16 protein-coding genes are annotated in these 23,248 nt (G+C 68.9%); 13 read left to right on the plus strand and 3 right to left on the minus strand.

Annotated features, from left to right (window positions below; all coding sequences use genetic code 11):
- Positions 1-71: 71 nt before the first annotated feature.
- The 10 genes from MJ605_RS17350 to MJ605_RS17395 all read left to right on the plus strand — a co-directional run bounded on the left by MJ605_RS17350 (position 72) and on the right by MJ605_RS17395 (position 12,362).
- Positions 72-1,646 (plus strand): exo-alpha-sialidase, encoded by a 1,575-nt coding sequence (locus MJ605_RS17350; protein WP_243042799.1) that lies wholly within the window; start codon positions 72-74, stop codon positions 1,644-1,646.
- Positions 1,630-2,628: a glycoside hydrolase family 43 protein gene (locus MJ605_RS17355; RefSeq protein WP_243042800.1), complete on the plus strand. Its 999-nt coding sequence runs from the start codon at positions 1,630-1,632 to the stop codon at positions 2,626-2,628. The genes MJ605_RS17350 and MJ605_RS17355 overlap by 17 nt, the downstream gene beginning before the upstream one ends.
- Positions 2,629-2,728: 100 nt before the next feature.
- Entirely contained in the window at positions 2,729-4,378 is a 1,650-nt protein-coding gene (locus MJ605_RS17360) for a M20/M25/M40 family metallo-hydrolase (protein ID WP_243042801.1), read from the plus strand.
- 373 nt (positions 4,379-4,751) lie between these two features.
- Entirely contained in the window at positions 4,752-6,731 is a 1,980-nt protein-coding gene (locus MJ605_RS17365) for a serine hydrolase domain-containing protein (RefSeq protein WP_243042802.1), read from the plus strand.
- A 74-nt stretch (positions 6,732-6,805) separates the two neighbouring features.
- A complete protein-coding gene (locus MJ605_RS17370) occupies positions 6,806-7,786 on the plus strand; it encodes a hypothetical protein (RefSeq protein WP_243042803.1) in 981 nt (326 codons plus the stop codon).
- Between the two features lie 68 nt (positions 7,787-7,854).
- Positions 7,855-8,808: a prolyl aminopeptidase gene (gene pip, locus MJ605_RS17375; protein WP_243042904.1), complete on the plus strand. Its 954-nt coding sequence runs from the start codon at positions 7,855-7,857 to the stop codon at positions 8,806-8,808.
- Between the two features lie 68 nt (positions 8,809-8,876).
- Positions 8,877-9,320, plus strand: a complete 444-nt coding sequence (locus MJ605_RS17380) for a hypothetical protein (protein WP_243042804.1) — start codon at positions 8,877-8,879, stop codon at positions 9,318-9,320.
- Between the two features lie 158 nt (positions 9,321-9,478).
- Positions 9,479-10,765 (plus strand): dicarboxylate/amino acid:cation symporter, encoded by a 1,287-nt coding sequence (locus MJ605_RS17385; protein ID WP_243042805.1) that lies wholly within the window; start codon positions 9,479-9,481, stop codon positions 10,763-10,765.
- Positions 10,766-10,807: 42 nt separating this feature from the next.
- On the plus strand, positions 10,808-12,013 hold the full coding sequence (locus MJ605_RS17390) for a threonine synthase (protein WP_243042806.1): 1,206 nt from the start codon (positions 10,808-10,810) through the stop codon (positions 12,011-12,013).
- Between the two features lie 133 nt (positions 12,014-12,146).
- Positions 12,147-12,362 carry a hypothetical protein gene (locus tag MJ605_RS17395; RefSeq protein ID WP_243042807.1) on the plus strand — a complete coding sequence of 72 codons (216 nt, stop codon included), beginning with the start codon at positions 12,147-12,149 and terminating at the stop codon, positions 12,360-12,362.
- Positions 12,363-12,703: 341 nt separating this feature from the next.
- Here MJ605_RS17395 and MJ605_RS17400 read toward each other — a convergent pair whose 3' ends face one another.
- The 3 genes from MJ605_RS17400 to MJ605_RS17410 form a co-directional block, all read right to left on the minus strand.
- Entirely contained in the window at positions 12,704-13,528 is an 825-nt protein-coding gene (locus MJ605_RS17400; RefSeq protein ID WP_243042808.1) for a ribonuclease H-like domain-containing protein, read from the minus strand.
- Positions 13,525-15,945, minus strand: coding sequence for a DEAD/DEAH box helicase (locus MJ605_RS17405; RefSeq protein WP_243042809.1), 2,421 nt, complete (start codon positions 15,943-15,945; stop codon positions 13,525-13,527). The genes MJ605_RS17400 and MJ605_RS17405 overlap by 4 nt, the downstream gene beginning before the upstream one ends.
- Before the next feature lie 75 nt (positions 15,946-16,020).
- Positions 16,021-19,371, minus strand: coding sequence for an autotransporter outer membrane beta-barrel domain-containing protein (locus MJ605_RS17410; protein WP_243042810.1), 3,351 nt, complete (start codon positions 19,369-19,371; stop codon positions 16,021-16,023).
- A gap of 353 nt (positions 19,372-19,724) precedes the next feature.
- On the opposite strand from MJ605_RS17410, the gene MJ605_RS17415 reads away from it, so the two are divergent.
- The 3 genes from MJ605_RS17415 to MJ605_RS17425 are packed head-to-tail and all read left to right on the plus strand — an operon-like array spanning position 19,725 to position 23,239.
- Positions 19,725-20,390, plus strand: a complete 666-nt coding sequence (locus MJ605_RS17415) for a response regulator (RefSeq protein WP_243042811.1) — start codon at positions 19,725-19,727, stop codon at positions 20,388-20,390.
- Positions 20,387-21,841: an ATP-binding protein gene (locus tag MJ605_RS17420; protein WP_243042812.1), complete on the plus strand. Its 1,455-nt coding sequence runs from the start codon at positions 20,387-20,389 to the stop codon at positions 21,839-21,841. Before MJ605_RS17415 ends, MJ605_RS17420 begins: the two co-directional genes overlap by 4 nt.
- Before the next feature lie 54 nt (positions 21,842-21,895).
- Positions 21,896-23,239, plus strand: a complete 1,344-nt coding sequence (locus tag MJ605_RS17425; RefSeq protein WP_243042813.1) for a TolC family protein — start codon at positions 21,896-21,898, stop codon at positions 23,237-23,239.
- The last annotated feature ends 9 nt before the right edge of the window (positions 23,240-23,248 follow it).

The raw sequence follows: 23,248 nt of genomic DNA on the forward strand, positions 1-23,248 counted from the left end.
GCCGATCCCCGCCACTTTTTTTGGGAGAGATCCGGCGGACGCCGTTGACCTGACATGGGGAAAATCTGCGCATGACTCGCTCGAAGCTTGGTGGTTCCATCCTGGTCCTTGGCATTGCCGGCGCACTGGCCGCTCGCGTCGCGGCGCAAGAGGTGCCCGATGCGGCGGTCGGCACGCGCCTGGCCGACGGCACCGGCTACGTCTCCGTGGCACGCGTCGAGCATGGCGCGGCTGGAGACAGTGGCCGCCTGCTGATGGTGTTCGAACAGGACGGGATGGACGGCATCCCGCTGTGGGAAAGCCGCGATGGCGGCGAGCACTGGCGTTTCCTGATGAATGTCATCGACCAGGTGCATGCCGGCGACCGGCGCTGGCAATTGCGCTGGCAGCCGCACATCACGGAGTTGCCGCGTGCCAGCGGCGACCTGCCGGCAGGCACGCTGGTGCTTTCGGCGAACGCCACCGGCAACGATCCGAAGGGCCGGGTGGTGGAGGAAGACCTGCAGCTCTATACCTCGAACGATGGCGGCAAGAGCTGGCATTACCGCAGCTCCATCATCCAGGGCGGCGGCCATCCGGAGGACAAGGACAACAAGGGCGTGTGGGAATCCAACGTCCATGTGCTCGACGATGGTCGCCTGGTGGCCTACTACTCCAGCGAGCAGCACAAGGCCGAAGGTTACAACCAGGTGCTGGCGCACAAGCTGTCCACCGACGGCGGCAAGCACTGGGGCGCGGAGACGCTGGACGTGGCCATTCCCGGTGGCGTCCAGCGCCCCGGCATGGCCATCGTCACGCGCCTGCCCGACCACCGCTATGCGATGACGTATGAAAACATCGACGGACCGCGCAACGGCCAGGTCTTCATCAAGTTCAGCCGGGACGGGCTGGACTGGGGCGATCCGCAGCGCCACGGCGAGCCGGTGATGACGCTGTCCGGCTTCTGGCCCGCGGCGTGCCCGGTGGTGCGTTGGTTCCCGCTGGGCGGGCCGGAGGGCGTGATCGTGGTGTCCGCCCAGCGCGGCGGTGGCGGCGCCGACGAGGGTGGGCGCGATCTCTACTGGAACAATGCGTCCGGGCGCGGTCCCTGGTGGGAAGTGCGCGCGCCGGTGCAGAAGCGCACCGGCAATATCCATGCGGGCTGGACGCAGGCGCTGCTGCTGCGCGATGACGGCAGCCTGCTGCACGTGACGTCCTCTTCCGCGCCCGACGCACCGACCGAGGCGAGGCGCAACGAGATCCTGTTCGGCGCCGCCACATTGCGCTTCGACCGCTACGAGGCGGAGGATGCCCAGTTCACCGGCGCGGTGGCAGTGCCCGACCCGAAGGCCTCCAACCGCCGCAAGGCGAGGCTGGGGCAGGGGCCGGAAGGACGGCTGCGTTTCGTCGTCAACGCCACGGGCGGCGCGCATACCCTGCGCGTGCGCTACGCCGACCTGGGCTTGGCCGCGACGCCCTCGGTGGTGGTGAACGGCGCGCGCCTGCCGGCGGCGCAGGCCGTCCGCTCGGCGGATGGCTGGCAGGTGGCGCAGGTGCAGGCCAACCTGTTGCCGGGCTTCAACACCATCGACGTCGATGGTGGCGCGCACGTGCTGGATGTCGATTACCTGCAGCTGGACGGAAGCGACGATGCGGCGGCCCACTGATCGCCATGGCGCGGGCATGAACCGGCGCGTGCTGGCTTGCCTGGCCTTGCTGGCCGGCGTGTTCCACGCACAGGCCGAGGTGCCGGCCGGGCCGTTGCTGCCTTCCGGACCCGATCCCTGGGTGACGCAGCGCGACGGCTTCTACTACTACACCAGCACCGAAGGCGACCGCATCTCGCTGCGCAAGACGCGCGACATGGCACGGCTGGCCGATGCCGATCCCGTGGTGGTGTGGCGGCCGCCGGCGAGCGGCGCCAACTCGGCGGCCATCTGGGCTCCCGAGCTGCATTTCCTCGATGGCAAGTGGTACCTCTACTACAGCGCCGCCGACCAGGCGCACAACGACGATGCGCATCGCCACGTATGGGTGCTGGAAAACGCCTCGCCCGATCCGACCCAGGGCCATTGGATCGACAAGGGCATGCTCAAGACCCGGCTCACCGGTATCGACGGCACGGTGTTCGACCACGGCGGCAAGCGCTACTTCGTCTACTCGGCCTACGTGGGCGACCACAGCGACCTCATCATTGCGCCGATGCCCAATCCCTGGACATTGGGCGAGCCGCAGGTGGACATCGCCCATCCCACCTTCGCGTGGGAGATGCAGGGCGGGCGCAGGATCCTGGAGGCGCCGGAGTTCATCGAGGGGCCGACCGGCAAACTGTTCCTCAGCTACTCGGCCAGCGCCTGCTGGTCGGACGGCTATTCGCTGGGCCTGCTTGAAGCCGGTCCGAACGCCGACCTCCTCGCGCCATCGTCATGGCGCAAGTCGGATCGGCCCGTACTGGCCAGCTCGCCGGCCGAGGGGTTCTACGCGCCGGGCCACAATGGCTTCTTCAAGTCGCCGGACGGCAAGCAGGACTGGATCGTCTTCCATGCCAACGGCGGCCCCGGCTGGCAATGCACCGCGCGCCGCGCGCCCTATATCCGGCGCTTCCACTGGAATGCCCAGGGCGAGCCGGTGTTCGACACGGCGCGCTGACGCCCGTGTTGCGCCAATGGTTTGCTCGGCCGGCGCACGCGTGGCACGCTTGCCGGCCAAGGGGCCGGCATCGGGTGGCCCTCGCCACCAGGGAGCCTCCATGCCTCGCACGCTGATCGCCCTCGCGCTTGCCGCGAGCTTGTCCGCCACCGCCATCGCCGCGGTGCCTACGCCCGAACAACCCGGCCTTGCGCAGATCCGCCAGAGCGACCTGCGTGCCGATATCGGTTTTCTCGCCTCCGATGCGCTGCAGGGGCGCATGTCGCTGCAGCCTGGCGACGATGCCGCCGCGCAGTGGGTGGCGTCGGAATTCGCCAAGGCGGGCCTCAAGCCCATCGCCACCGATGCGCAGGGCCAGCCGGGCTACCTGCAGGCGGTGCCGCTAGTCGAATACCGTCCCGATGCGAAGGCCACGCGGCTCACGCTCACGCGCCAGGGCAAGGCCGTGGAATGGAAGGACCCGGAGGTATCGGGGTCCTTCCCGACCGACCAGGACGTGGCCGCGCCGGTGGTGTTCGCCGGCTACGGCATCACCGCGCCGGAGCTGGGCTACGACGACTACGCCGGCCTGGACGTGAAAGGCAAGGTGGTGGTGGTGTTCGACCACGAGCCGCAGGAGACCGACGCGCATTCCATCTTCAACGGCACCGGCAACACGCGCTACGCCACCGGCTACGTGAAGGTGCTCAATGCGCAGGAACACGGCGCGGTGGCCGTGCTGCTGGCGCCGGAGCCCTCGCACAACCATCCCTCCGCGCAGGAGATCCGCACGCGCATCGGCCACCACGCCGAGCACGCGGCCAATCCGATCCCCGCGCAGGCGCTGGCGGACAGTCCGCTGCATATTCCCAGCATGGTGATCTCGGCGGCGGTGGCCGACCAGCTGCTGTCCACCAGCGGCACCACGCCGGCCGCGTTGCAGTCGGCCATCGACAAAGACCTCAAGCCGCGCTCGCAGGCGCTGCCGGATACCGCGATCAGCCTGCATCTGCACAACAGCTCGCGCCGCGAGGCGACGACCTGGAACGCGGTGGGACTGGTAGAGGGCAGCGATCCCAGGCTCGCGCCCGAGACCATCATCATCAGCGCGCATCACGACCATGACGGCGAAAGCGACGGCAAGATCTGGCACGGCGCCGACGACAACGCCTCGGGCACGGTGGGCGTGGTGACGCTGGCCCGCGCCTTCGCCGCCAATCCGGCCAAGCCGAAGCGCTCCATCCTGTTCGCCGTGTTCGCCGGGGAGGAGCGCGGCCTGCTGGGCGCGTACTATCTCGCCGCGCATCCGCTGCGCCCGCTGGACACCACGCGCGCCATGATCAACTTCGACATGATCGGCCGCGACGAGCAGCCCAGCCCGCAGACCGACGGCCTGATCCAGGTGCCGTCCGACACCGGCAACCGGCTCAACCTGATCGGCGCCGCCTACAGCCCCGACTACCAGCGCACCGTGGCCAAGGCCAACGAGCAGGTGGGCCTCGTGCTCGACGACCGCTTCGACCACGAATACGCGCTCAACGTGTTCTTCCGTTCCGACCAGTTCCCGTTCGTGCTGCACAACGTGCCGGCGTTCTGGTGGTTCACCGGCTTCCATCCGGACTACCACCATCCCAGCGACACCGCCGACAAGATCGACTATCCGAAGATGGCCAAGATCCTCAAGCTGGCCTACCTGAGCGCTTGGCAGTTCGCCGACGAGGCCACGCCACCGCGCTTCGTCTCCCATCCGGGCAGCGTGGAAAAGCACTGACCGGATATGCCATGCGACGTCGCCGGGCGTATCCAACGCTTCCTTAAAGCACGCCCGCATTGCTCCCTCCCCTGGGGAGGGAGCTGCGAGGACATTGAACAAATTCAATGACTGGCGGTGTCGCGGCATGTGGCCGTCGTCATTACACGGATGGCGCGGCGACCAAGGCATTGCGAGTGACGTGAAGCCTTGTAGTCAGACGCATGCGGCATCGGTGCGCATCCATCGAGGCGATGCGCCTCATCGGAATTGCACTGGCAACCGCCCCCAACCCGTGTAGACTCGGCCCGGTTGCCAATGACACCGCCATGCGTGCGCCTTGCCGCGCGCATGACCGACGAACGAGTGATTCCTCCGGCGAAGAGGTCCCTCCATGTGGATGCGTTGCGTTGTGCTGATGGCCTGGCTTGGATTGGCGATGCCGGTGATGGCGGCCAGTCCGCATCCGCCCGCCGCTGTGGCGGCGAAGGCGGATACGCCCAAGGTCACCTCGGCGGGCACCCAGTTCGTCGTGCCCGCCGAATGGTCCCTGCATGCCGCCGGCGCCAAGGTGACGCTGGCGCCGCCGGAAGCGGGCTCGCAGGTGGCGCTGGTCGATGTGAAGGCGGCGGATGCCGACGCGGCGGTGGCCCAGGCATGGAAGGCGTATGCGCCGGCCAGGCACTGGCCGCTGCAGGTCGCCACCGATAGCGCGCCACGCGACGACTGGGACCAGATCCGCATCTACGAGTACGAAACCTCCGCCAACGACAAGCGCGGCGTCAGCGCCATCGCCTTTCGCCATGGCAAGCAATTCACCGTGCTGATCTACGACGTGGCCAACGACGTGGGCGAGAAGCGCGCCTCGCAGCTGCGCGCGATCTCCGACCGCCTGCTGCCCAGGGGCTACAAGCGCGAGAGCTTCGCGCATCGCAAGGCGCATGCGCTGGATGCCGGGCGCATCGAGGCGCTCAAGGACTTCGTGGACGGTGCGCGCAAGGCTTATGACGTACCCGGCGTGGGGTTGGGCCTGATCGACCATGGCAAGGTGGTGTTCGCCGGCGGACTGGGCGTGCGCGAGGTGGGCAAGGTCGACCCCATCGATGCCGAGACGCTGTTCATGATCGCGTCCAACACCAAGGCGCTGACCACGCTGATGCTGGCGCGCCTGGTGGACGAGAAGAAGTTCGGCTGGGATACGCCGGTCGTGGAGGTGATGCCCTCGTTCAAGCTGGGCAACGCCGACACCACGCGCCAGGTGCTGATCCGCCACCTGATCTGTGCCTGCACCGGCATGCCGCGCCAGGACATGGAATGGCTGCTCAACAGTCGCGACGCCACGCCGGAAACCGTGATGAAGGCGCTGGCCGGCATGCAGCCCACCAGCAAGTTCGGCGAGTTGTTCCAGTATTCCAACCTGATGGCGGCCGCGGCCGGCTACATCGGCGCGCACGTGCTGTATCCCGACCTGGAACTGGGCGCGGCCTACGACCTGGCGATGCAAAAGCAGGTGTTCGATCCGCTGGGCATGCGCCAGACCACCTTCGACTACGACCGCGCCATGCTGGGCGACCACGCCACGCCACACGGGCTGGACGTGGACGGCCATGTGGCCGTGGCCAGCATGGCCATCAACGACACCATCCGTGCCGCGCGGCCGGCCGGCGCCGCCTGGAGTTCGGTGGCCGACCTGCTGCGCTACGTGCAGGTGGAACTGGCCGAGGGCCTGCTGCCGGACGGCAAGCGCTACGTGTCCAAGGAAGCCCTGCTGGAACGCCGCAAGCCCAATGTCGCCATCGGCACCACCGCCAGCTACGGCATGGGCCTGATGGTGGACCGCACCTGGGGCGTGCCGGTGGTGCACCATGGCGGCGACCTGGCCGGTTTCCACTCGGACATGCTGTGGCTGCCAGAACAGGGCGTGGGCGCGGTGATCCTCACCAACGCGGACACGGGCGCCTATCTGCGTGGCCCATTCCAGCGTCGCCTGCTGGAAGTGCTGTTCGACGGCAAGCCGCTGGCGCAGGGCGACATCGACGCGGGCGTGAAGCGGCTCAAGGCGCAGATCGCCGCCCAGCGCAAGCGGCTCGCCGTGCCCGCCGATACCGGCGAAGTGGCGAAGCTGGCGGACGATTACCGCAACCCGGCCCTGGGCAGCATCCACGTGGATCACGAGGGCAAGGCGGTACTGTTCAACTTCGGCGCGTGGCGCAGCGAGGTGGCCTCGCGCCGCAACGACGATGGCTCGATCTCGTTCGTGACCATCTCGCCGGGTTCGGACGGCTTCGAGTTCGTCGTCGCCGGCACGGCGGCCAACCGCCAGCTGGTGCTGCGCGACGGACAGCACGAGTACGTGTACGACGCGGTGAAGTAGCAAGCCATCGGTTGGGCTTCGCGGCAAGCCGAAGCCCGCTACCATGCGGGTAACGCAACAGACAGGGACGTGGCATGGGCAAGCGCGGCGTATGGGTTGGCGTGGTGCTGGCCGGCATGGCTTCGATGGTTGCAGCGCAGGAGCGCCAGCGTTTGCCGACGGTGTACGAGGCGGGGCATTTCTACGCCACGCCCACGCTGGCCGATGGCCGCTCGCTGCGGCTCCTGGTGGATACCGGAGGTGGGGGCGGCAGCGGCTGGTACGTCATGGCGCGATCGGCCGCTTCGCGGCTGGGGCTGAAGACCAGCCCATGCAAGTTCGATGAGGCGACGGTCGACGTCGTCGAGGCGATACCGTTCCGCGCTGGGCAGGGCCTGCCCGCTTCCATCGATACGCCCTGCCGCTCGGCGGCGCTGGTCATCGACGGCCTTGCCCCTGGCGACGACGAAGATGGCCAGCTCGGCGCCGGCTATCTGCCCGGACGCCTATGGACCTTCGACTATCCGGCCCGGGCGCTCTGGTTGGAGCGGGCGGATTGGAAGCCGCAGCCGGACATGCATCGCATCGCGCTCGACCTGCCTCGAAATGCGCATGGCCGCGTCACCCTGGGCATGGGGCGCATCGCGTTGAAAGTGGATGGTCAGTCCCTGGACCTGCTGCTCGATACCGGCGCCACCGCCAAGCCGACCGACGCGGGCAAGGCCACGGCGCCGTTGAACGGGCGGGGCGTCGGCGTGACCTCCTACATCACCACCAGCGTGCTGGATCGTTGGCATCGCGCGCATCCGTCGTGGCGCGTGATCGAGCATGGCGACGGGATGTCCGGCGGACGGCTGATCGAGGTGCCCGAGGTGGAGATCGCCGGCTGGCGCGTCGGGCCGATATGGTTTACCGAGCGCCTCGACGCCAATTTCGTGGGCATGTCGAACTATACGGACCAGCCCGTCACCGGCGCGGCAGGCGGCAATATCTTCCAGCATTTCCGCATGACGCTGGATTACCCGGCGGGCGCCGCCTGGTTCGCCTGCATCACCGACTGCCGCCCCGCCGACTAGCGGCAGTCCTTTCATTCATCATCGGCATGTGGGCTATGCTCGCGGACATGCCTTGAGGGAGCCGCATGGTGCGCGAGCTGTATCCGGAGATCGAACCCTATCGCACGCTGCGCCTGGCGGTGGACGATATCCACGAGCTGTACGTGGAAGAATGCGGCAATCCGCAAGGGCTGCCGGTGGTGTTCCTGCATGGCGGGCCGGGCGCGGGACTGTCGCCCTACCACCGCCGCTTCTTCGATCCGGCGCGCTACCGCATCGTGCTGTTCGACCAGCGCGGCGCCGGCAAGTCCACGCCCCCGGCGGAGCTGCGCCACAACACGACCTGGCACCTGGTGGCCGATATCGAGGCCATCCGCGAGTACCTGGGCATCGAGCGCTGGGTGGTGTTCGGCGGTTCGTGGGGCTCGACGCTGGCGCTGGCCTATGCGCAGGCGCATCCCGAGCGGGCGCTCGGACTGGTGTTGCGCGGCATCTTCCTGGGACGGCCTGGCGAACTGCGCTGGTTCAATGAATGTGATGGCGGCGCTTCGTGGATCTTTCCCGAGCGCTGGGCGCGCTATCTCGCGCATATTCCCGAGCCCGAGCGCGGCAACATGGTGGAAGCCTACTGGCGCCGCCTGGACAGCGACGACGAGGCGGTGCGCCTGGCCGCCGCCATGGCCTGGGGAAACTGGGAGGGCGGCAGCACTGCGCTGGTCCATGACCCGGACGAGCCGGGCAGCTTCGGCGACCCGCAGGTGGCGATCAACGTGGCGCGCGCCGAGGCCCACTATTTCCGCCACGCCGTGTTCCTGGAACCCGGCCAGCTGTTGCGCGACATCGGTCGCATCCGGCATATCCCGGCCACCATCGTGCATGGCCGCTACGACATCATCTGTCCGGTGAAAAGTGCCCACGACCTGGGCCAGGCTTGGCCCGAGGCACGTCTGCGCATCGTGCTGGCGGGCCATAGCGCCGCCGATCCGGCCATCGTCGACGTGCTGGTGAGCGCCACGGATGCATTGGCGGACAGGTACGGCTGATTCGGTCAAAGAATGATGTAGCAGACTGATCCACAGGGGGAGCAATGCCTAGGCAACAGCGAAAGCTCGTGTTGGTCCTGGTCTTCGTGACGGGTCTGCTCATGGGAGCCATCGCCGGTTTTCTCGGTACCTTCATTCCCTACTACCGATACCACTTCGTCGTGCTGGATGGACCTGCGGGTGTCGTTGCCCGGGACTATGCGGCAACGGCCGCTCATCTGGCGAACATGGGGCTCGGCCGCGCACGGACCGTGCAAGAGATCGTGGACTACGACGTGAGGGCCGCCGGTGTGCAAAGCCTGCTCGCGGCCAGCGCGTATTGCGCGATGAACGAGGGCAACCGGGCGACGACCAGGAGCGCCGCCATGGCGCTACGGGCCAGTCCCTATGTCCAGGATGCCCTGAAGGCCGCGGGACGAGAGCAAGTGATGCTTTCGCTCGACTATCTGGCGAACGCCCCGGACAAGGGCACTGGTTGTGCACCGTTCCAGCCATCGGTCCAAGGCATCTGACAAGCCAAAACCGGAGCGTCATACGATCGAGTCTTGTATATAAGAAGGATGTATATCGCCAGAACGCCTGGTTATATGCACTGGCCGCATGATTTTGATTGGCCATCCAGATGGCTGAATAAGGTACTCTCGGGCGACACCAGGTGGGATGTCGTGCATTGAGTAACCATAGGGCGTGGTCATGGCGTGGGGTCGGGCAGCATGTGTTCGCGGCGTTCCTGGTCGCGGCCACGCTGCTTGGCGTCGCCGCCGGATGGCTGTGCCATCGGTTCCTTGCGCCGCCGCAGGCGGCCGCCGTCGCGGCGGGCCTGTCGGTCGTCACCGATGCGTTCCTGCGCCTGATCCGCATGATTATCGCGCCGCTGGTGTTCGCCTCGCTCACCTCGGCCGTCGCGCGCATGGGCGGCGCGGGCGACGTCGGGCGTATCGGTTTCAAGGCCCTGGCGTGGTTTCTTGGCGCTTCGTGCGTTTCGCTGGCGGTCGGCCTGGGCATGGCGCATTGGCTGCAGCCGGGAGCGGCGTTGCATATCCAGGCGCCGTCGTTGCCGACAACCATGCCTGGAAGCGCCGATGCGTCGGGATTCTCGCTGGCCGGTTTCGTGGCGCACCTGATACCGCGTTCCATCGCCGAGGCGATGGCCGGCAACGAGATCCTGCAGGTGGTGGTGTTTTCGCTGTTCATGGGCACGGCGATGGCGTCGCTCAAGGAACGGGCGCAGCGGTTCGTGGAATTGGTGGAGCAGCTGTCCGCCGTCATGTTCAGGGTGACGGACTATGTCATGCGGTTCGCGCCACTGGCGATCTTCGCCGCCTTGGCCAGCGCGATAAGCGTGCATGGCATGGGCATCGTGGGAACCTATGCGCGCTTCGTGGCGGGGTTTTATCTTTCGCTGGGCATCCTGTGGGCATTGCTGGCCGGGGCGCTGGCGATCGTCGTCGGGCTGCGCGGCCTGCGCCTGCTTGCCGGCATCCGGCAAACCGTGTGGTTGGCGTTCGCCACGTCATCGTCGGAGGCGGCCTATCCGCGCCTGCTCGAGGAGTTGGTGGCATTCGGCATTCCTCGCCGTATCGCGAGCTTCGTGCTGCCGCTGGGTTATTCCTTCAACCTGGACGGGGCGATGATGTATTGCACGTTTGCCGTCCTGTTCATCGCGCAGGCCTACGGCATCGAGCTGACGTGGGCGCAGCAGCTGTCGCTGTTCGGCATGCTGCTGGTGACCACCAAGGGCCTGGCCGGCGTTCCGCGCGCCGCCATCGCGGTGCTGGCGGTGACGCTGCATGATTTCCATTTGCCGGATGCCGGCCTGGCGCTGGTGCTGGCGGTCGACCACGTACTCGACATGGGGCGTTCGGCCACCAACATCGTGGGCAATGCCGTGGCCGCCACCGTGGTCGCTTCCTGGGAGCGGCGCGCCGGGCAGGTGCCTGGGGACGGCCATCCATGACGCTCTTCTTTCCTTCCATCGTTACGTACCTGTCGAGGTCCCATGCCTGCCATTGCCTATCTTGAATGTTCCCGCTGCCATGCGCGCCTGCCGGCCGACGTGCCGCAAACGCTCTGCACACAATGCACGGACCAGCCCGCCGGCGCGCTCTATGTGAGGTACGACCTCGCCCACCTGCACGGCAGTTCGCCGCGGGAGGTCGTCGGCGAGGACGCCTCCTCGCCATGGAGCGGCATGTGGCGCTATCGCGCGGTGCTTCCCGAGGTGGCGCCGGTGACGCTGGGCGAGGGCTGGACGCCGATGCTGCGCAGCAAGCGGCACGGCGGCGTTTTCCTGAAGGAGGAGGGCGCCAATCCCACCGGCTCCTTCAAGGCGCGCGGCTTGGCGCTGGCCGTGACCATGGCCAGGCATTACGGCCTGCGCAAGCTGGCGATCCCCTCGGCGGGCAATGCCGCTGGCGCGCTGGCCGCCTATGCCGCGGCCGCGGATATCGAGGCGCATATCTTCATGCCGCGCGACGTGCCGCTGGCCAATGCGGTGGAAGCCGCAGCCTATGGCGCCAAGGTCACCCTGGTCGATGGCGTCATTTCCGATTGCGCGCGCATCGTGGGCGAACGCAAGCAGGCCGAGGGCTGGTTCGACATTTCCACGCTGAAGGAGCCCTTCCGCGTCGAGGGCAAGAAGACCATGGGCTACGAACTGGTCGAGCAGCTCGGCTGGGAATATCCCGACGCGGTGTTCTATCCCACCGGCGGCGGCGTGGGCCTTATCGGCATGTGGAAGGCGTTCGAGGAACTGGAGCGACTGGGCTGGGTGAGGCCCGGCAAGCGGCCGCGCATGTTCGCCATCCAGTCGTCCGGCTGCGCGCCGGTGGTGCAGGCCTTCGAGGAAGGCGCCAGCGCCAGCCGGATGTGGCAGGACCCGGCCACCGCGGCCTCGGGCCTGCGCGTGCCCAAGGCCTATGGCGACTACATCATCCTGGACATCCTGCGCGCTTCCGGTGGCCAGGCCGTGGCCGTATCCGACGAGGCCATCTTCGCCTCGCTGCGCGACTGGGCCGCGAACGAGGGCATCTTCCTCTCGCCGGAGGGCGCGGCGGCCACGGCCGCCTACGATCAGCTGCTGGCATCGGGCGTGCTCAGCGCCTCGGACCGAGTGGTCCTGTTCAACACGGGAGCCGGCCTGAAATATACCGACGTGGTCGCGGCGGCCCTCGGGCTTGCATCGGCTGGCCACACCGCTCGTTGATGGCTGCTTATGCCGGCGGCTTGCGACGACAATCATGCGGCCGTCATGCTACATATCGGGGAGCATCTGCCTGGGTTGGAATCCATCGGATGTTTTGGTGCGGGGCAACATTGACGAGAAAGGGAGATCGCCGATGAACTGGAAACGCGGGTTGACCAGGTTGTACCTGGTGTTCTGGCTGGTGTGGCTTGCCTACCTTGGAATCCGGACCTACCTGTTCGCATCGTCCTATGGCTGGGAGGCCACGACGCTGGGGCTTACGATGGCGGGGCTGCTTGCGCCGGGACTGCTATTGCTTGGGCTGCGCTGGGCCTTCAATGGGTTCGAAGGGCAGCCGGCCCGTTCTTGACGCACTGCGACTTTTCGCGCGATAGCGAACCTTCGATCAAGTGCGTCAGTCGCGGCGAAAGGGCGGCGGTTCTCAGAGCCTGTTCACGATCTCCCCGTAGCCCGCGTTGAGCCGGTGTGCCCGCCAGGGAATCGAGCGTGGCGAAGCGCCTGACTGGCGGTCAGGTCGAGCCGCGCGCGGCTTCCTGGCGGGCACACCGGCGCAACCCTCCGGGCCGGGTCTGTTTGCCCCCAGGCCGGCGTCATCGCTCGGTCGTGTACGGACGTACACTCCCTCGCTCTTCCTTGTCCTGCGTGCAAACAGCTCCCGGCGCGGGCCACGGGGAGATCGTGAACAGGCTCTCAGGCCTCGGCTCCTTGCGCGAAATGACACAGGATGCCGCCCAGGCTGCGCAGGTCCTGGCTGTTGTGGCGGGCCACGCGGTGCAAGGGGCCGCTGGCGCCGCCGCGCAGGTAGCCGAGCCAGGCGGCGGGCGCTTCCGAGCCGGGCAGGTCGTCCTCGCGCACCACGCGCAGCAACTGGCGCTCGGCGGTGGCGAGGCGGCAGTTCTCCCACACGCCGCGCCAGCGGCGGCGCACCGGGTGCAGCAGGTCGATATGCGCCAATCCGTCGAGCGGACAGGCGCGCTGGTGCAGGCGGAAGCGCGTCTTGAGCAGGGGCGCGTCGTAGGACTTGCCGTTGTAGCTGACCAGCACGCTGTCCGGCCGCAGCCAGGCGGCGAAGCAGTCGAGCATGGCCGCTTCGCCGGCCAGGGTGGTGATCAGCAGCTGGCGTTCGCGGAACCGGCCGCCGTGCCAGTCGGCGACGCCGATCATGAAGGCGCGCGTGCCGGTGCCGCCGGCCAGTCCGGTGGTTTCGGTGTCGAACAGCAGCAGGCGCTCGGGCGCGATGGTGCCGGCGACGCGGGCGAAGCCGGCGTCGAACGCGGCGGGCATCGGCGGCCAGTCGCCCAGGCTTTCGCTCAGCTGCAGGCCGGGGGCGATGCAGTGGCCGGGCAGGGCGGCGGGCTCCATCGCCTTGCGTTGCGTCGGATGGGTGGCGCGCTGGCGCACGCCGAGCAGGGCGCGCAGGTTGTCCGCCAGCGGCTCGGGGCGCCGCGCGGGCGCCGCCACGGTGACGCCGGCCTGGCGACGCAGGCCGCGCAGCTTGTCGGCCAGCGCGTTCACAGCGCCGCGATGAGGTCGAGCACGCGCGTGGCGAGCGACTTCAGCGAGTGCTCGCCTCGCTCGTCGGCGGCGAGCACGGGACCCACGCAGGCTGGGCAGCCGTGCCGGCAATCGCAGCGCTGCACCAGTTCGCGGGCGAGCCGTACCAGGTCCTCGCGGCGCTCGTACAGCGGCGCGCTGAGCCCGACGCCGCCGGGGAAGGCGTCGTAGAGGTAGAGCGTGGGAATGAACGGACCATGCGCAATGGCATCCGCGTCACTCATGCCCGAACGCAACTGTGCGCGTCCGTTCGCGTCGGGCGTGGCGAACCAGGCGCCATCGCCGCTGCCCACGGCCTTCTGCAGGTCGCGCGCCTCGGCCATCACCGCCACGGTGGCGACGATGTGCAGCGCATGCGCGGCGGCGAGGAAGCCGTCGAGCGCCTGCTGGCGATGGTCGAAGGCCTGCTCCAGCGCGCGCTGCGGCAACTGCCACCACACGGCGGTGGTGTGCAGCTCCAGGTCGGGCAGGTTCACCGGGCCGTAGCCGATGTTCTCGTGCGTGTAGTAGCGGATCTTCTTGTAGCCGGCCACGCGGCGCGCCACGTGCACCTCGCCGTGGTGGGCGCTGCCGGCACCGGCCGGCGAGCCGTCGAAGGCTTCCAGCACCTTGAGCCGGGTGTAGTCGATGGCGTCGGTGTAGTAGTCCACCTGCGTGCGCGTGACGTACGCCTTGCGCCCGTCCCAGTCCAGCTTCTCCACCTGGTAGGGCGCGGACTGCACCATGTGGATCGCGCCTTCGTACAGGGTGAGCGCGGCGGCGCTGAAGTCGACCTCGGCCACGATGGTCTGCCGCCCGCCGGTGCGGTCCACCACCACGAAGTTGCCGTCGGCCACCGAGCGCAGCGACACCGCGTTGGCCGGGTAGCTGTCGGCGATCCATTCGAAACGGCTGTTTTCCTGGTGCAGCACGCCTTCCTCGGCCAGCACCCGCAGCCACGGCGTGGCGTCCTGCGGGCCGAACAGCCCGCCGTCGTCGAAGGGCAACTCGAAGGCGGCGCAGCGGATATGGTCGAGCAGGATCAATGGCTGGTCGGGCGCGATGCGCGCATGTTCCGGCGATGCGCCCTGGAAGAATTCGGGATGGCGCACCAGGTACTGGTCGAGCGGGTCGCTGCTGGCCACCAGCACGCCCAGCGAGGCCTGTTGGCGGCGTCCCGCGCGGCCGAAGCGCTGCCAGGTCGCCGCCACGCTGCCGGGATAGCCGTTGAGCACCACCACGTCCAGCGCGCCGATATCCACGCCCAGTTCCAGCGCCGAGGTGCTGACGATGCCATCCACCTGGCCGGCGCGCATCTCGCGTTCGGCGGCGCGGCGTTCGGTCGGCAGGTAGCCGCCGCGATAGGCGCGGATGCGCGGCGGCTTGCGCGGATCGCTGTCGAACACGTCCTTGAGGTACTTGGTGAGCACTTCCACCATAAGCCGCGACTGCGCGAACACCAGGGTCTTGAGCCCCGCGCGGATCGCGGTGCGCGCGATGCGGTTGGACTGCGAGCGCGCCGACGCGCGCAAGCCCAGGTCGGGATTCACCACCGGCGGGTTCCACAGCAGCACGTGCTTCTCGCCCATCGGCGCGCCGCTGTCGGTGATGGCGGTGACCGGCTGCTCGATCAGCGCGGAAGCATGCTCGGCCGGGTTGCCGATGGTAGCCGAGCACAGGATGAACTGCGGCGACACGCCATAGAACGCGCATACCCGCTGCAGCCGCCGCAGCACGTTGGCCACGTGCGAGCCGAACACACCGCGATAGGTGTGCACCTCGTCGATCACCACGAACGCCAAGTTCTCGAAGAACTGCGCCCATTTGGTGTGATGCGGCAGGATCGCCTGGTGCAGCATGTCCGGGTTGCTCACCACGATGTCGCCGTGCAGGCGGATGGCCTGGCGCGCGTCGCCCGGCGTATCGCCGTCGAAGGTAAAGGCCTTCACGCCCAGTTGGCCGGCCTGGTTCAGTTCCAGCAGTTCCGCCACCTGGTCCTGCGCCAGCGCCTTGGTGGGAAACAGGTACAGCGCCTTGGCCCGCTGGCGGATCGCCGCGCTGATCACCGGCAGCGTGTAGCACAGCGACTTGCCCGACGCGGTGGGCGTGGCGATCACCACGTGCTCGCCCGCCGCGGTGGCCTCCCAGGCACGGGCCTGGTGATCGTAGAGCTGTTCGATGCCGCGGCAGCGCAGTGCCTGCGCCAGCGCGGGCGGCATGTCGCCGGGCAATGGGGCGTAGCGGCCTTCCCTGCCGGGTAGCACGAAGGCGCCGGTGATGCGGTCGCCATAGCGCCTGGCCAGCCGCCGGGCAAGCTGGTCGCCGCCCGCCGCGGCGACGGCTTGGCCGTCGTCGCGCTGCCACTCACGCTGGGCCAGGGGATTGGGCAAGGCATTCATGGGTGCGCTCCGTCCGGGAACGGCATTGCACCCGCCGGCCGTCTCAATCCTTGAGACGGCCGGCGCCGGAATGGCCTAGAAGGCCCAGGTCAGGCTCACGCGGGCGGCCTGGTCGGAGGCATGGCTGGCGTACTGACCCTGGTAGCTCGCATCCACCGCCACGCTGCGCGACAGCGCGAAGCTCAAGCCCGCATCGAACGCGGCCGCATTGTGCGCTACCGGCACGCCATCGACGGTGAAGGCCGTGCCGCCGGCCTGGAAGCGCAGCGTGCTGCTGGTGGCGGTGTCGCCCCAGGCATGCTGCCAGCCCAGCCCGAGGTGGGCGCGCAGGCCACCGCTGGCGTCCAGCGCGAACACGCCGCGCAGGCCCAGCGTGGCGTAGGTGGCCGAGTCGTCCTGCGCGCCGGCATCCAGCGCGGCCGGTCCACCGCTCTCGCTGGCCGCGTCGGTATGCAGGCGCACGTGCGCCACGTCCAGGAAGGGCGACAGCGTGCTGGCGCCCAGCGCGAACGCATAGCTGCCGTCCAGGTAAGCCTGCGCGGTGTTGGCGTCGTACTCGCTGTCGTAGCGGCCCTGGAAGCCGTTGAAGGCGACGCCGCGATGGCTGTCCACCGTCTGCCAGGTATAGGCGAGCGCGCCGCGCAGCTGCCAGCCGCCCGATGCCACGTCGCCGTACACGCCCAGGTGGGTGCCGGTGGCGTGGGAGGACGAGCCCAGCGCATCGACGCCGGTGCTGCTCTGGCCGTAGCCGACCACGGCGCCCAGGCGTGCCAGCGAGCCCACCGGCAGGTCGGCGCCCACCAGCAGGCCGCTGCCGTCGGCAGTGAGGCGCGAGGCGTTGCCATCGCCGTCGTGGTCGCCCCAGTGGCCCCAGCCGGCGGTCCACGCGGTGACGCCGCCCTCGCTAGTGGCGCTGAGGCCATTGGCGCCGTTGTTCACGCCCAGCAGGTGGCCGTTGATGGCCTCGCGCACGTAGCGGCTGTCGTCGAGCAGGGCGGTGCGCGTGCTCGCATAGCCCTGGCCGGAAAGCTGGTCGAAGGCGCGGCGGGCCTCGCCGGCTTCGGCCGTCACCACGGCGTTGTAGACCGCGCTGTTCCAGCCCAGGCTTTCCACCGCGGCGGCGGTGGCGCGCTGGTTGGCGGTCTGCGCCACGCTGGCGAAACTGACGTCGTTGCGTTCCAGCGACAGCGTTACCGCATTGTTGCCGTACGCCAGCATGGGCGTGAGGAAGGCGAGGCTCGAACTGGCCGAGGCGAACTGGCCGCTGATGCCCTGGCTGGCGGTGAGGATGGTGTAGTCGGTGCGCGGTGCCCAGTTGCCGGCCTGGGCGAGCACCACGGCGCCGCCGGCGAGGTTGGCCTTGCCCGCGACGGCGAGGCGGCTGGACTGGCCGTCCGGCGTGGCGTCGATGTTGAGCGTGCCGCTCGCGGTCTGCGTGTAGTTGCCCTGGATGGTGAGCGTGCCGATCGACGCGCCCGGCCACACCGTACCGGCGTTGGTGACGTTGCCGCCAATACTGCCGTGGCCGCGCAGCATGCCGCCCGCCGCCACCTGCACGTTGCCGCCCAGGGTGGCCGAGGGCGATTGCGCATCACCCACTTCCAACGTGCCGGCATTGATCGTGGCGGTGCCGGTGAACACATTGTTGCCGTCGAGCACCAGCGTGCCGCTGCCGGTCTTGGCGATGCCGTAGCCGCCGGCGATGGCGCCCGCCTGCGTGGCCGTGTCGCTGCCGTCCACCTCCAGCGTGGCGGTGCCCTGCAGGCTGATCGCATTGGCGAGGGCGATGCCGTTGCGATAGACCACCGTCGCATCCGATGCCAGCAGCTGGCCGCTGCCGATCGCGCCGCTGTTGCCCAGCACCAGGGTGCCGCCGCTGAGCGTGGTGTCGCCGGTGTAGCTGCTGGCGCCGTTGAGCGTGGTGGTGCCGCTGCCGATGGCCACGCTGGCGAAGTGCGAGATGCTGCCCGCGTAGGTGAAGGCGTTGCCGGCGCCCGGCACGATGGTGAGCGTACTGGTGCCTGTGCCGCCGGAGATGTCGCCGTTGATCGCCGCCGCGCCGCCCAGGATCTGCAGGCTGCTGTTGCCGCTGCCCAGGTCCACCGCGAGGTGGCTGCTGTCGGCGGTGATGGTGCCGTAGTCGACGATGGTGGCGTCGTTGCCGCCGGTGTAGACCGCCGCCGCGCTGCCGCCGCCTTCCAGCGTGCCGCCGGCGAGGTTGGTGATGGTGACGATGAAGGTGTTCGCCGCGCCGGTGACCGCGATGGCCGAGTCGCTCTGGCCGCGGATCAGGCCGCTGTTGGTGATGCTGGTATTGCCGTAGATGCCCTGCACCGGAATCGCCGTCCCGGTGGTGGGGTCCTTGTCGATGCCGGCCAGGGTGATGCCGCGGCCGGTGCCGCTGTTGGCGGTGCCGTCGGCGTTGGTGGCCGCGTTGTCGCCTTCGATGGTGCCGGAGTTGACGATGGTGCCGCCGCCCACCGTGACGCCTTCGCTGGTGTCGTTGTAGGCGTGCAGGGACTTGATGGTGCCGCTGTTGGTGAGGTTCACCAGGCCGTCCACGTCGACGCCGTCGCCGTCGCCCTGCACGCCGTTGCCGGTGATGGTGCCGTGGTTGACCACGGTGACCAGCTCGTTGCCGTTGATGCCGTCGATATTGATGCCGGCGCCGTTGTCGCCCTGGATGGTGCCGCCGAGGTTGTTCGTCACCGACATCGCATAGGTGCCGTCGCCATCCGTATTGCCGCCGGTAATGCCGTGGCGGGCACCCTCGATGGTGCCGGAGGCGGTCGTGCTGGCATTGACGATGGTGATGTTGCTGTTGGACTGCGCGTCGATGCCGTCGCTGCCGTCGGTGCTTCCCGGGTTGTTGGTCGATTTGATCAGGCCGTCGTTGTAGACATAGCCGCCGACGCCGGGGCGCACGGCATCGGCCTCGTTGGCCTGGATGACGCCGGTGGCGTAGTTGTTGAGCACGTTGCTGCCGGAGCTGATCGCGTTGAAATCGATCGCCTGCGAGCCGCCGTTGGAGGCGTTGAGCGAGGTCAGCGTGCCGTAGTTGTTGAAGGTGATGCTGCTGCTGCCCTTGTTCATCTGGATCACGTCGCCGTCGGCCGCTTGCATCACGGCCCCGGCGTTGTTGGTCACGGTCAGCGTGAGGTGGCCGCTGTTGTCGCGGATGTCGCGGCCGGTGCCGGTCTGGATGATCGTGCCGTTGTTGACGAGCGTGCTGTTGCCGGTGACGGTGACGGCTACCGTGTCGCTGCCGATGGAAAGGGTGCCTCCCGCATTCACCGTGCCCGCGTCGCCGGCGGCCAGCGTCTGGCCGGCGGTGACGGTTTGTCCCGTGCCTACCGTGAACGAGGCCGCCGTGGCGGGTTGGGCGAGTGCGAAAAGGATTCCCGCGGCGAGCAGCTTCTTCTTCATGGGTGGCCCCTGTGGCAAGAGCCGCGGAGTGTGTGACGGCTATTGCGTAATTTTCATGACAGCGGCGAGACAGCGTGGCCGGTCCGCGGTCATGGACGTCTGGACGTCCGCAGGGGGGGGGCGCATGATATTGCGTGGCGCGCGATATCCACGGAATCCCCAGCCGCCGCCCTTCGGGGCAGGGACGTCGCCGCGCTGGCGTTTTCCCACGCAAGCCCCTGGCGGGCGCCGGCGCGCGTTCCACCCGGCCTTGGCCCTGGGGCGGCAGGAGGCGCCGCGCCGCTTAAGCGTTTCATAAGGCGCCTGGCCGATAATTCCCTGGCCATTCCATGGGCGACGGGAGCTGTCGGTTCGTGCATATCCTTCTGGTCGAAGACGACGTGCGCCTCGGCGAGGCGCTGCAGCGCGCGCTGCAGCGCCTGAGCTATACGGTGTCCTGGCTGCGCGACGGCCGCACGGCCCTGGCGGCCATGCGCGACCGTACCGCCGACCTGGTCCTGCTCGACCTTGGCCTGCCGGGGCGCGACGGCATCGACGTGCTGGTGGAGGCCAGGCGGGCAGGCGTGGAGACGCCGGTGCTGGTGATGACGGCGCGCGACGGGCTCTCCTCGCGCGTCGACGGGCTAGACGCCGGCGCCGACGACTACCTGGTCAAGCCCTTCCATGTGGAGGAGCTGGCCGCGCGCATCCGCTCGTTGAACCGCCGCATGCGCGGCCTGGCCGCCAATCGCATCGACGTGGGCATGCTGAGCCTGGACATGGGGACTTCCAGGGTGGTTTTCCGTGGCCGGACGGTAGACCTCACCCGCCGTGAATTCGCCCTGCTGCAGGCGCTGATGGAGAACGCCGGGCGGCTGGTGCGCCGCGAGAGCCTGGAAAATTCGCTGTACGGTCTGGACCACGTGGTCGGCAACAACGCGCTGGAAGTGCTGGTGCATTCGCTGCGGCGCAAGCTGGACCACGAGACGATCCGCAACGTGCGCGGCTTCGGCTACATGATCCCGCGGGACCCGAAGTGAGCGCGCCCAGCCTGCGGTCCCGCCTGCGCTGGCTGATCCTGGGCGTGATCGCGCTGGTGCTGCTGCCGCTGGGCGTGTTCAGTCTCAAGCGCACCATCAACGAGGTGGCCGAGCTGTCCGACGGCCGGCTTGCGCAGTCGGCGCGCACCCTGCAGGCGCTGATCGACGGCCTGGGCCTTCCTGCCTTGCAGCAGCACGGCACGGCGGCGGGCATGGTGGTGCCGATCACGGCGAAGTCGATGCAGGAGCTGGTACTGCATGGACATACCTACGAATCCGAAGTCGGCTTCCAGGTATTCGACCGGGATGGCCGGCCCCTGCTGGTCAGCGGCAACCTTGCCCGGCTGCCGCCGCCGGCCGCCGGCGATGCCGGTTTCCGCGACGTGAGGCTGACGCACTATCGCTGGCGCCTGTTCACGTTGCCTCCGACCGCCGATGGCGTGGTCGTGCGTACCGCTGAGCGTTACGACAGCCGCCGCGACATCACGCGTGCCCTGTGGATGGAGCATGCATTGCCGCCCCTGATTGCCTTGCCCGTGCTTGCCCTGCTGGTGGGCTGGGCGGTGCGACGCGGGCTGCGGCCCCTGGATGTGCTGGCCGCCATGCTGTCCTCGCGCCGCCTGGGCAGCCGCGATGCGCTGGCGATCGACGATGCCCCGCGCGAACTGGAGCCGGTGTTGGCGGCGCTCAACGGCCAATTGGCGCAACTGGAGGATGCGCTGGAGCGCGAACGCCGCTTCAGCGCCGACGTGGCGCACGAGCTGCGCACGCCGCTCGCCTCTACCATGATCGACCTGGAGAACGCCGAGGCCAGCCGCGATACTCGGGAAGCCGGCGTGGCGTTGTCGGACGCGCGGCAAAGCCTGGCCGCGCTGGCGCGGCGCGTGGAACAGCTGCTTTCGCTGGCGCGGCTGGAGGCTAGCTCGCGCGAGGACCGGCGCGTCGAACTGGATCTGCTTGCGGTGGCCCGCACGGTGATCGAGGAGCTGTCGCCGCTGATCGCGGACAGCGACGTGGAACTGGACGTGGCGCTGGCCGCGGGGCAACTGCTGGTACGCGGCCACGAGGTCGCGCTGGCCGCGCTGCTGCGCAACCTGCTGGAGAACGCCCTGCGCCATGTCCCCCAGGGGGGCCAGGTGCGGTTGTCCGTAGCGAGGGAGCACCGGGATGCCGTGATCGAGGTCGTCGACAATGGCGAGGGCATCCCGCCCGAGCGTCGCGCCGCCGTGTTCGCGCGCTTCCACCGCGAGGCGGGCAGCCGGGGAGAGGGCTATGGCCTGGGGCTCTCCATCGTGCAACGCGCGGCGCAGATGCATGGGGCCGCCATCGAGCTGCTGGACTCGCCGCATGGTCGCGGCCTGCGCGTGCGGGTATGCCTTCCCCTTTCCCATGCGGACGATGTCCCGATGGACTGGCCGGTTCGTCCGGAGCCTTTCCAAAGTCAACGCTAAGGCAAGCCGGCTAGGGTGGGGCTTTCCGAACGCGAAGGGTCGCAGGTGCGAGCGTTGTCCACACGGCAGGTCTCCAAGCCGCACGGCCGGCCGGTCGCCGTGCTGGTCGCCGCGTGCCTGGCCGGTTGCGCCACCTACCAGGCCCGGCCGCTGCCTGAGCAGGCGAGTTCGGCGTCATCGCTGGCACAGCTGCGCGGCTACGACGCTGCCGCGCAGCCGCTCGACATGCCCGCGGTCGAGCGCCTGGTGCTGCTCAACGACCCGGACCTGCGCAATGCGCGCTACCGCCGCCGGGTGGCGCAGGCGCAGCGCCGGCAGGACGGCGTTGTGGCCAATCCCGTGGTGGGCGGCAGCGTGGGCTATCTGTTGTCCGGTCCGGGCGACGCCACCGCGTGGACGGCCTCGCTCGGCCAGGACATCACCTCGCTCGTCACGCTCAGGCCGCGCCGCGAGGCGGCCAGGAGCAGCGCCGACGCCATCGATGCCGGCCTGCTGTGGGAGTCGTGGCAGACACTGGGCAAGGCGCGGCTGCTGGTGATCGGGCTGGTCGAGGGCCAGCGCCTGATCGAGCTGCAGCAACAGGTGCTGCAACGGCTGGCGCAACGCGAGTCGCGCCTCGCCCGGGCCATCGCGGTGGGCGACGTCGATCGCGTGGCCGCCGCCCCGGATGTCGCCGCAGCGGCCGAGGCGCGCGCCGCGCTGGACGAGCTGCAGCGCCGCCAGCTCGACCAGCGGCAACAGCTCAACGCCTTGCTGGGGTTGCGGCCGGAAGCCGCCGTACCGCTGGCTTCGCCGGCGCCGCCCGAACTGGATGCGGCATCCATCCGCGAGCAGGCCGCCGGCATCGGCCGGCGCCGCCCCGACCTGGTGGCCTTGCAGCTGGGCTACCAGGCACAGGAGGCGACGCTGCGGGCCGCCGTGCTGGCGCAGTTCCCGCCGCTGGCCATCGGCTACGACGCATCGCAGGACAACAGCCGCGTGCGCAACGGCGGGCCCGCCGTATCCTTCGCCCTGCCCATCTTCGATCACCACCAGGGCAGCGTGGCCGTCGCCAGCGCCACCCGCGACCAGTTGCGCCATGAATACGCCGCGCGCCTGGCCGCCTCCCACGACGAGATCGATGCGCTGCTGGCGCAGTACCTGCAGTTGCAAGCGCAGCGGCAGGCCTTGTCGCCCGCGCTCGACGACGCCGAGCGCACCGCGGCACGGGCCGCGCATGCCGCGCAATCGCGTCTGCTGGATTGGCGCGGCAGCGTCGATCTCGACGTGGCCGCGCTCAACCGGCGCATGGCCCAGGTCGCCATCGAGCAAGCGATGCTCGAACGGCAGGCGGCCCTGGCGCTGCTGGTGGGCCGTGGCATGCCTACTTCCCTGGAACAGGATGTGATCGCCCCATGACGTGCCGTT

Source organism: Dyella sedimenti, from assembly GCF_022760995.1.
GTDB lineage: Bacteria > Pseudomonadota > Gammaproteobacteria > Xanthomonadales > Rhodanobacteraceae > Dyella > Dyella sedimenti.

Bases quoted from the DNA above. Each gene is read 5' to 3' on its own strand.
- MJ605_RS17350 (WP_243042799.1), top strand. From the start codon at position 72: ATGACTCGCTCGAAGCTTGGTGGTTCCATCCTGGTCCTTGGCATTGCC.
- MJ605_RS17355 (WP_243042800.1), top strand. From the start codon at position 1,630: ATGCGGCGGCCCACTGATCGCCATGGCGCGGGCATGAACCGGCGCGTG.
- MJ605_RS17360 (WP_243042801.1), top strand. From the start codon at position 2,729: ATGCCTCGCACGCTGATCGCCCTCGCGCTTGCCGCGAGCTTGTCCGCC.
- MJ605_RS17365 (WP_243042802.1), top strand. From the start codon at position 4,752: ATGTGGATGCGTTGCGTTGTGCTGATGGCCTGGCTTGGATTGGCGATG.
- MJ605_RS17370 (WP_243042803.1), top strand. From the start codon at position 6,806: ATGGGCAAGCGCGGCGTATGGGTTGGCGTGGTGCTGGCCGGCATGGCT.
- MJ605_RS17390 (WP_243042806.1), top strand. From the start codon at position 10,808: ATGCCTGCCATTGCCTATCTTGAATGTTCCCGCTGCCATGCGCGCCTG.
- MJ605_RS17395 (WP_243042807.1), top strand. From the start codon at position 12,147: ATGAACTGGAAACGCGGGTTGACCAGGTTGTACCTGGTGTTCTGGCTG.
- MJ605_RS17405 (WP_243042809.1), bottom strand. From the start codon at position 15,945: ATGAATGCCTTGCCCAATCCCCTGGCCCAGCGTGAGTGGCAGCGCGAC.
- MJ605_RS17410 (WP_243042810.1), bottom strand. From the start codon at position 19,371: ATGAAGAAGAAGCTGCTCGCCGCGGGAATCCTTTTCGCACTCGCCCAA.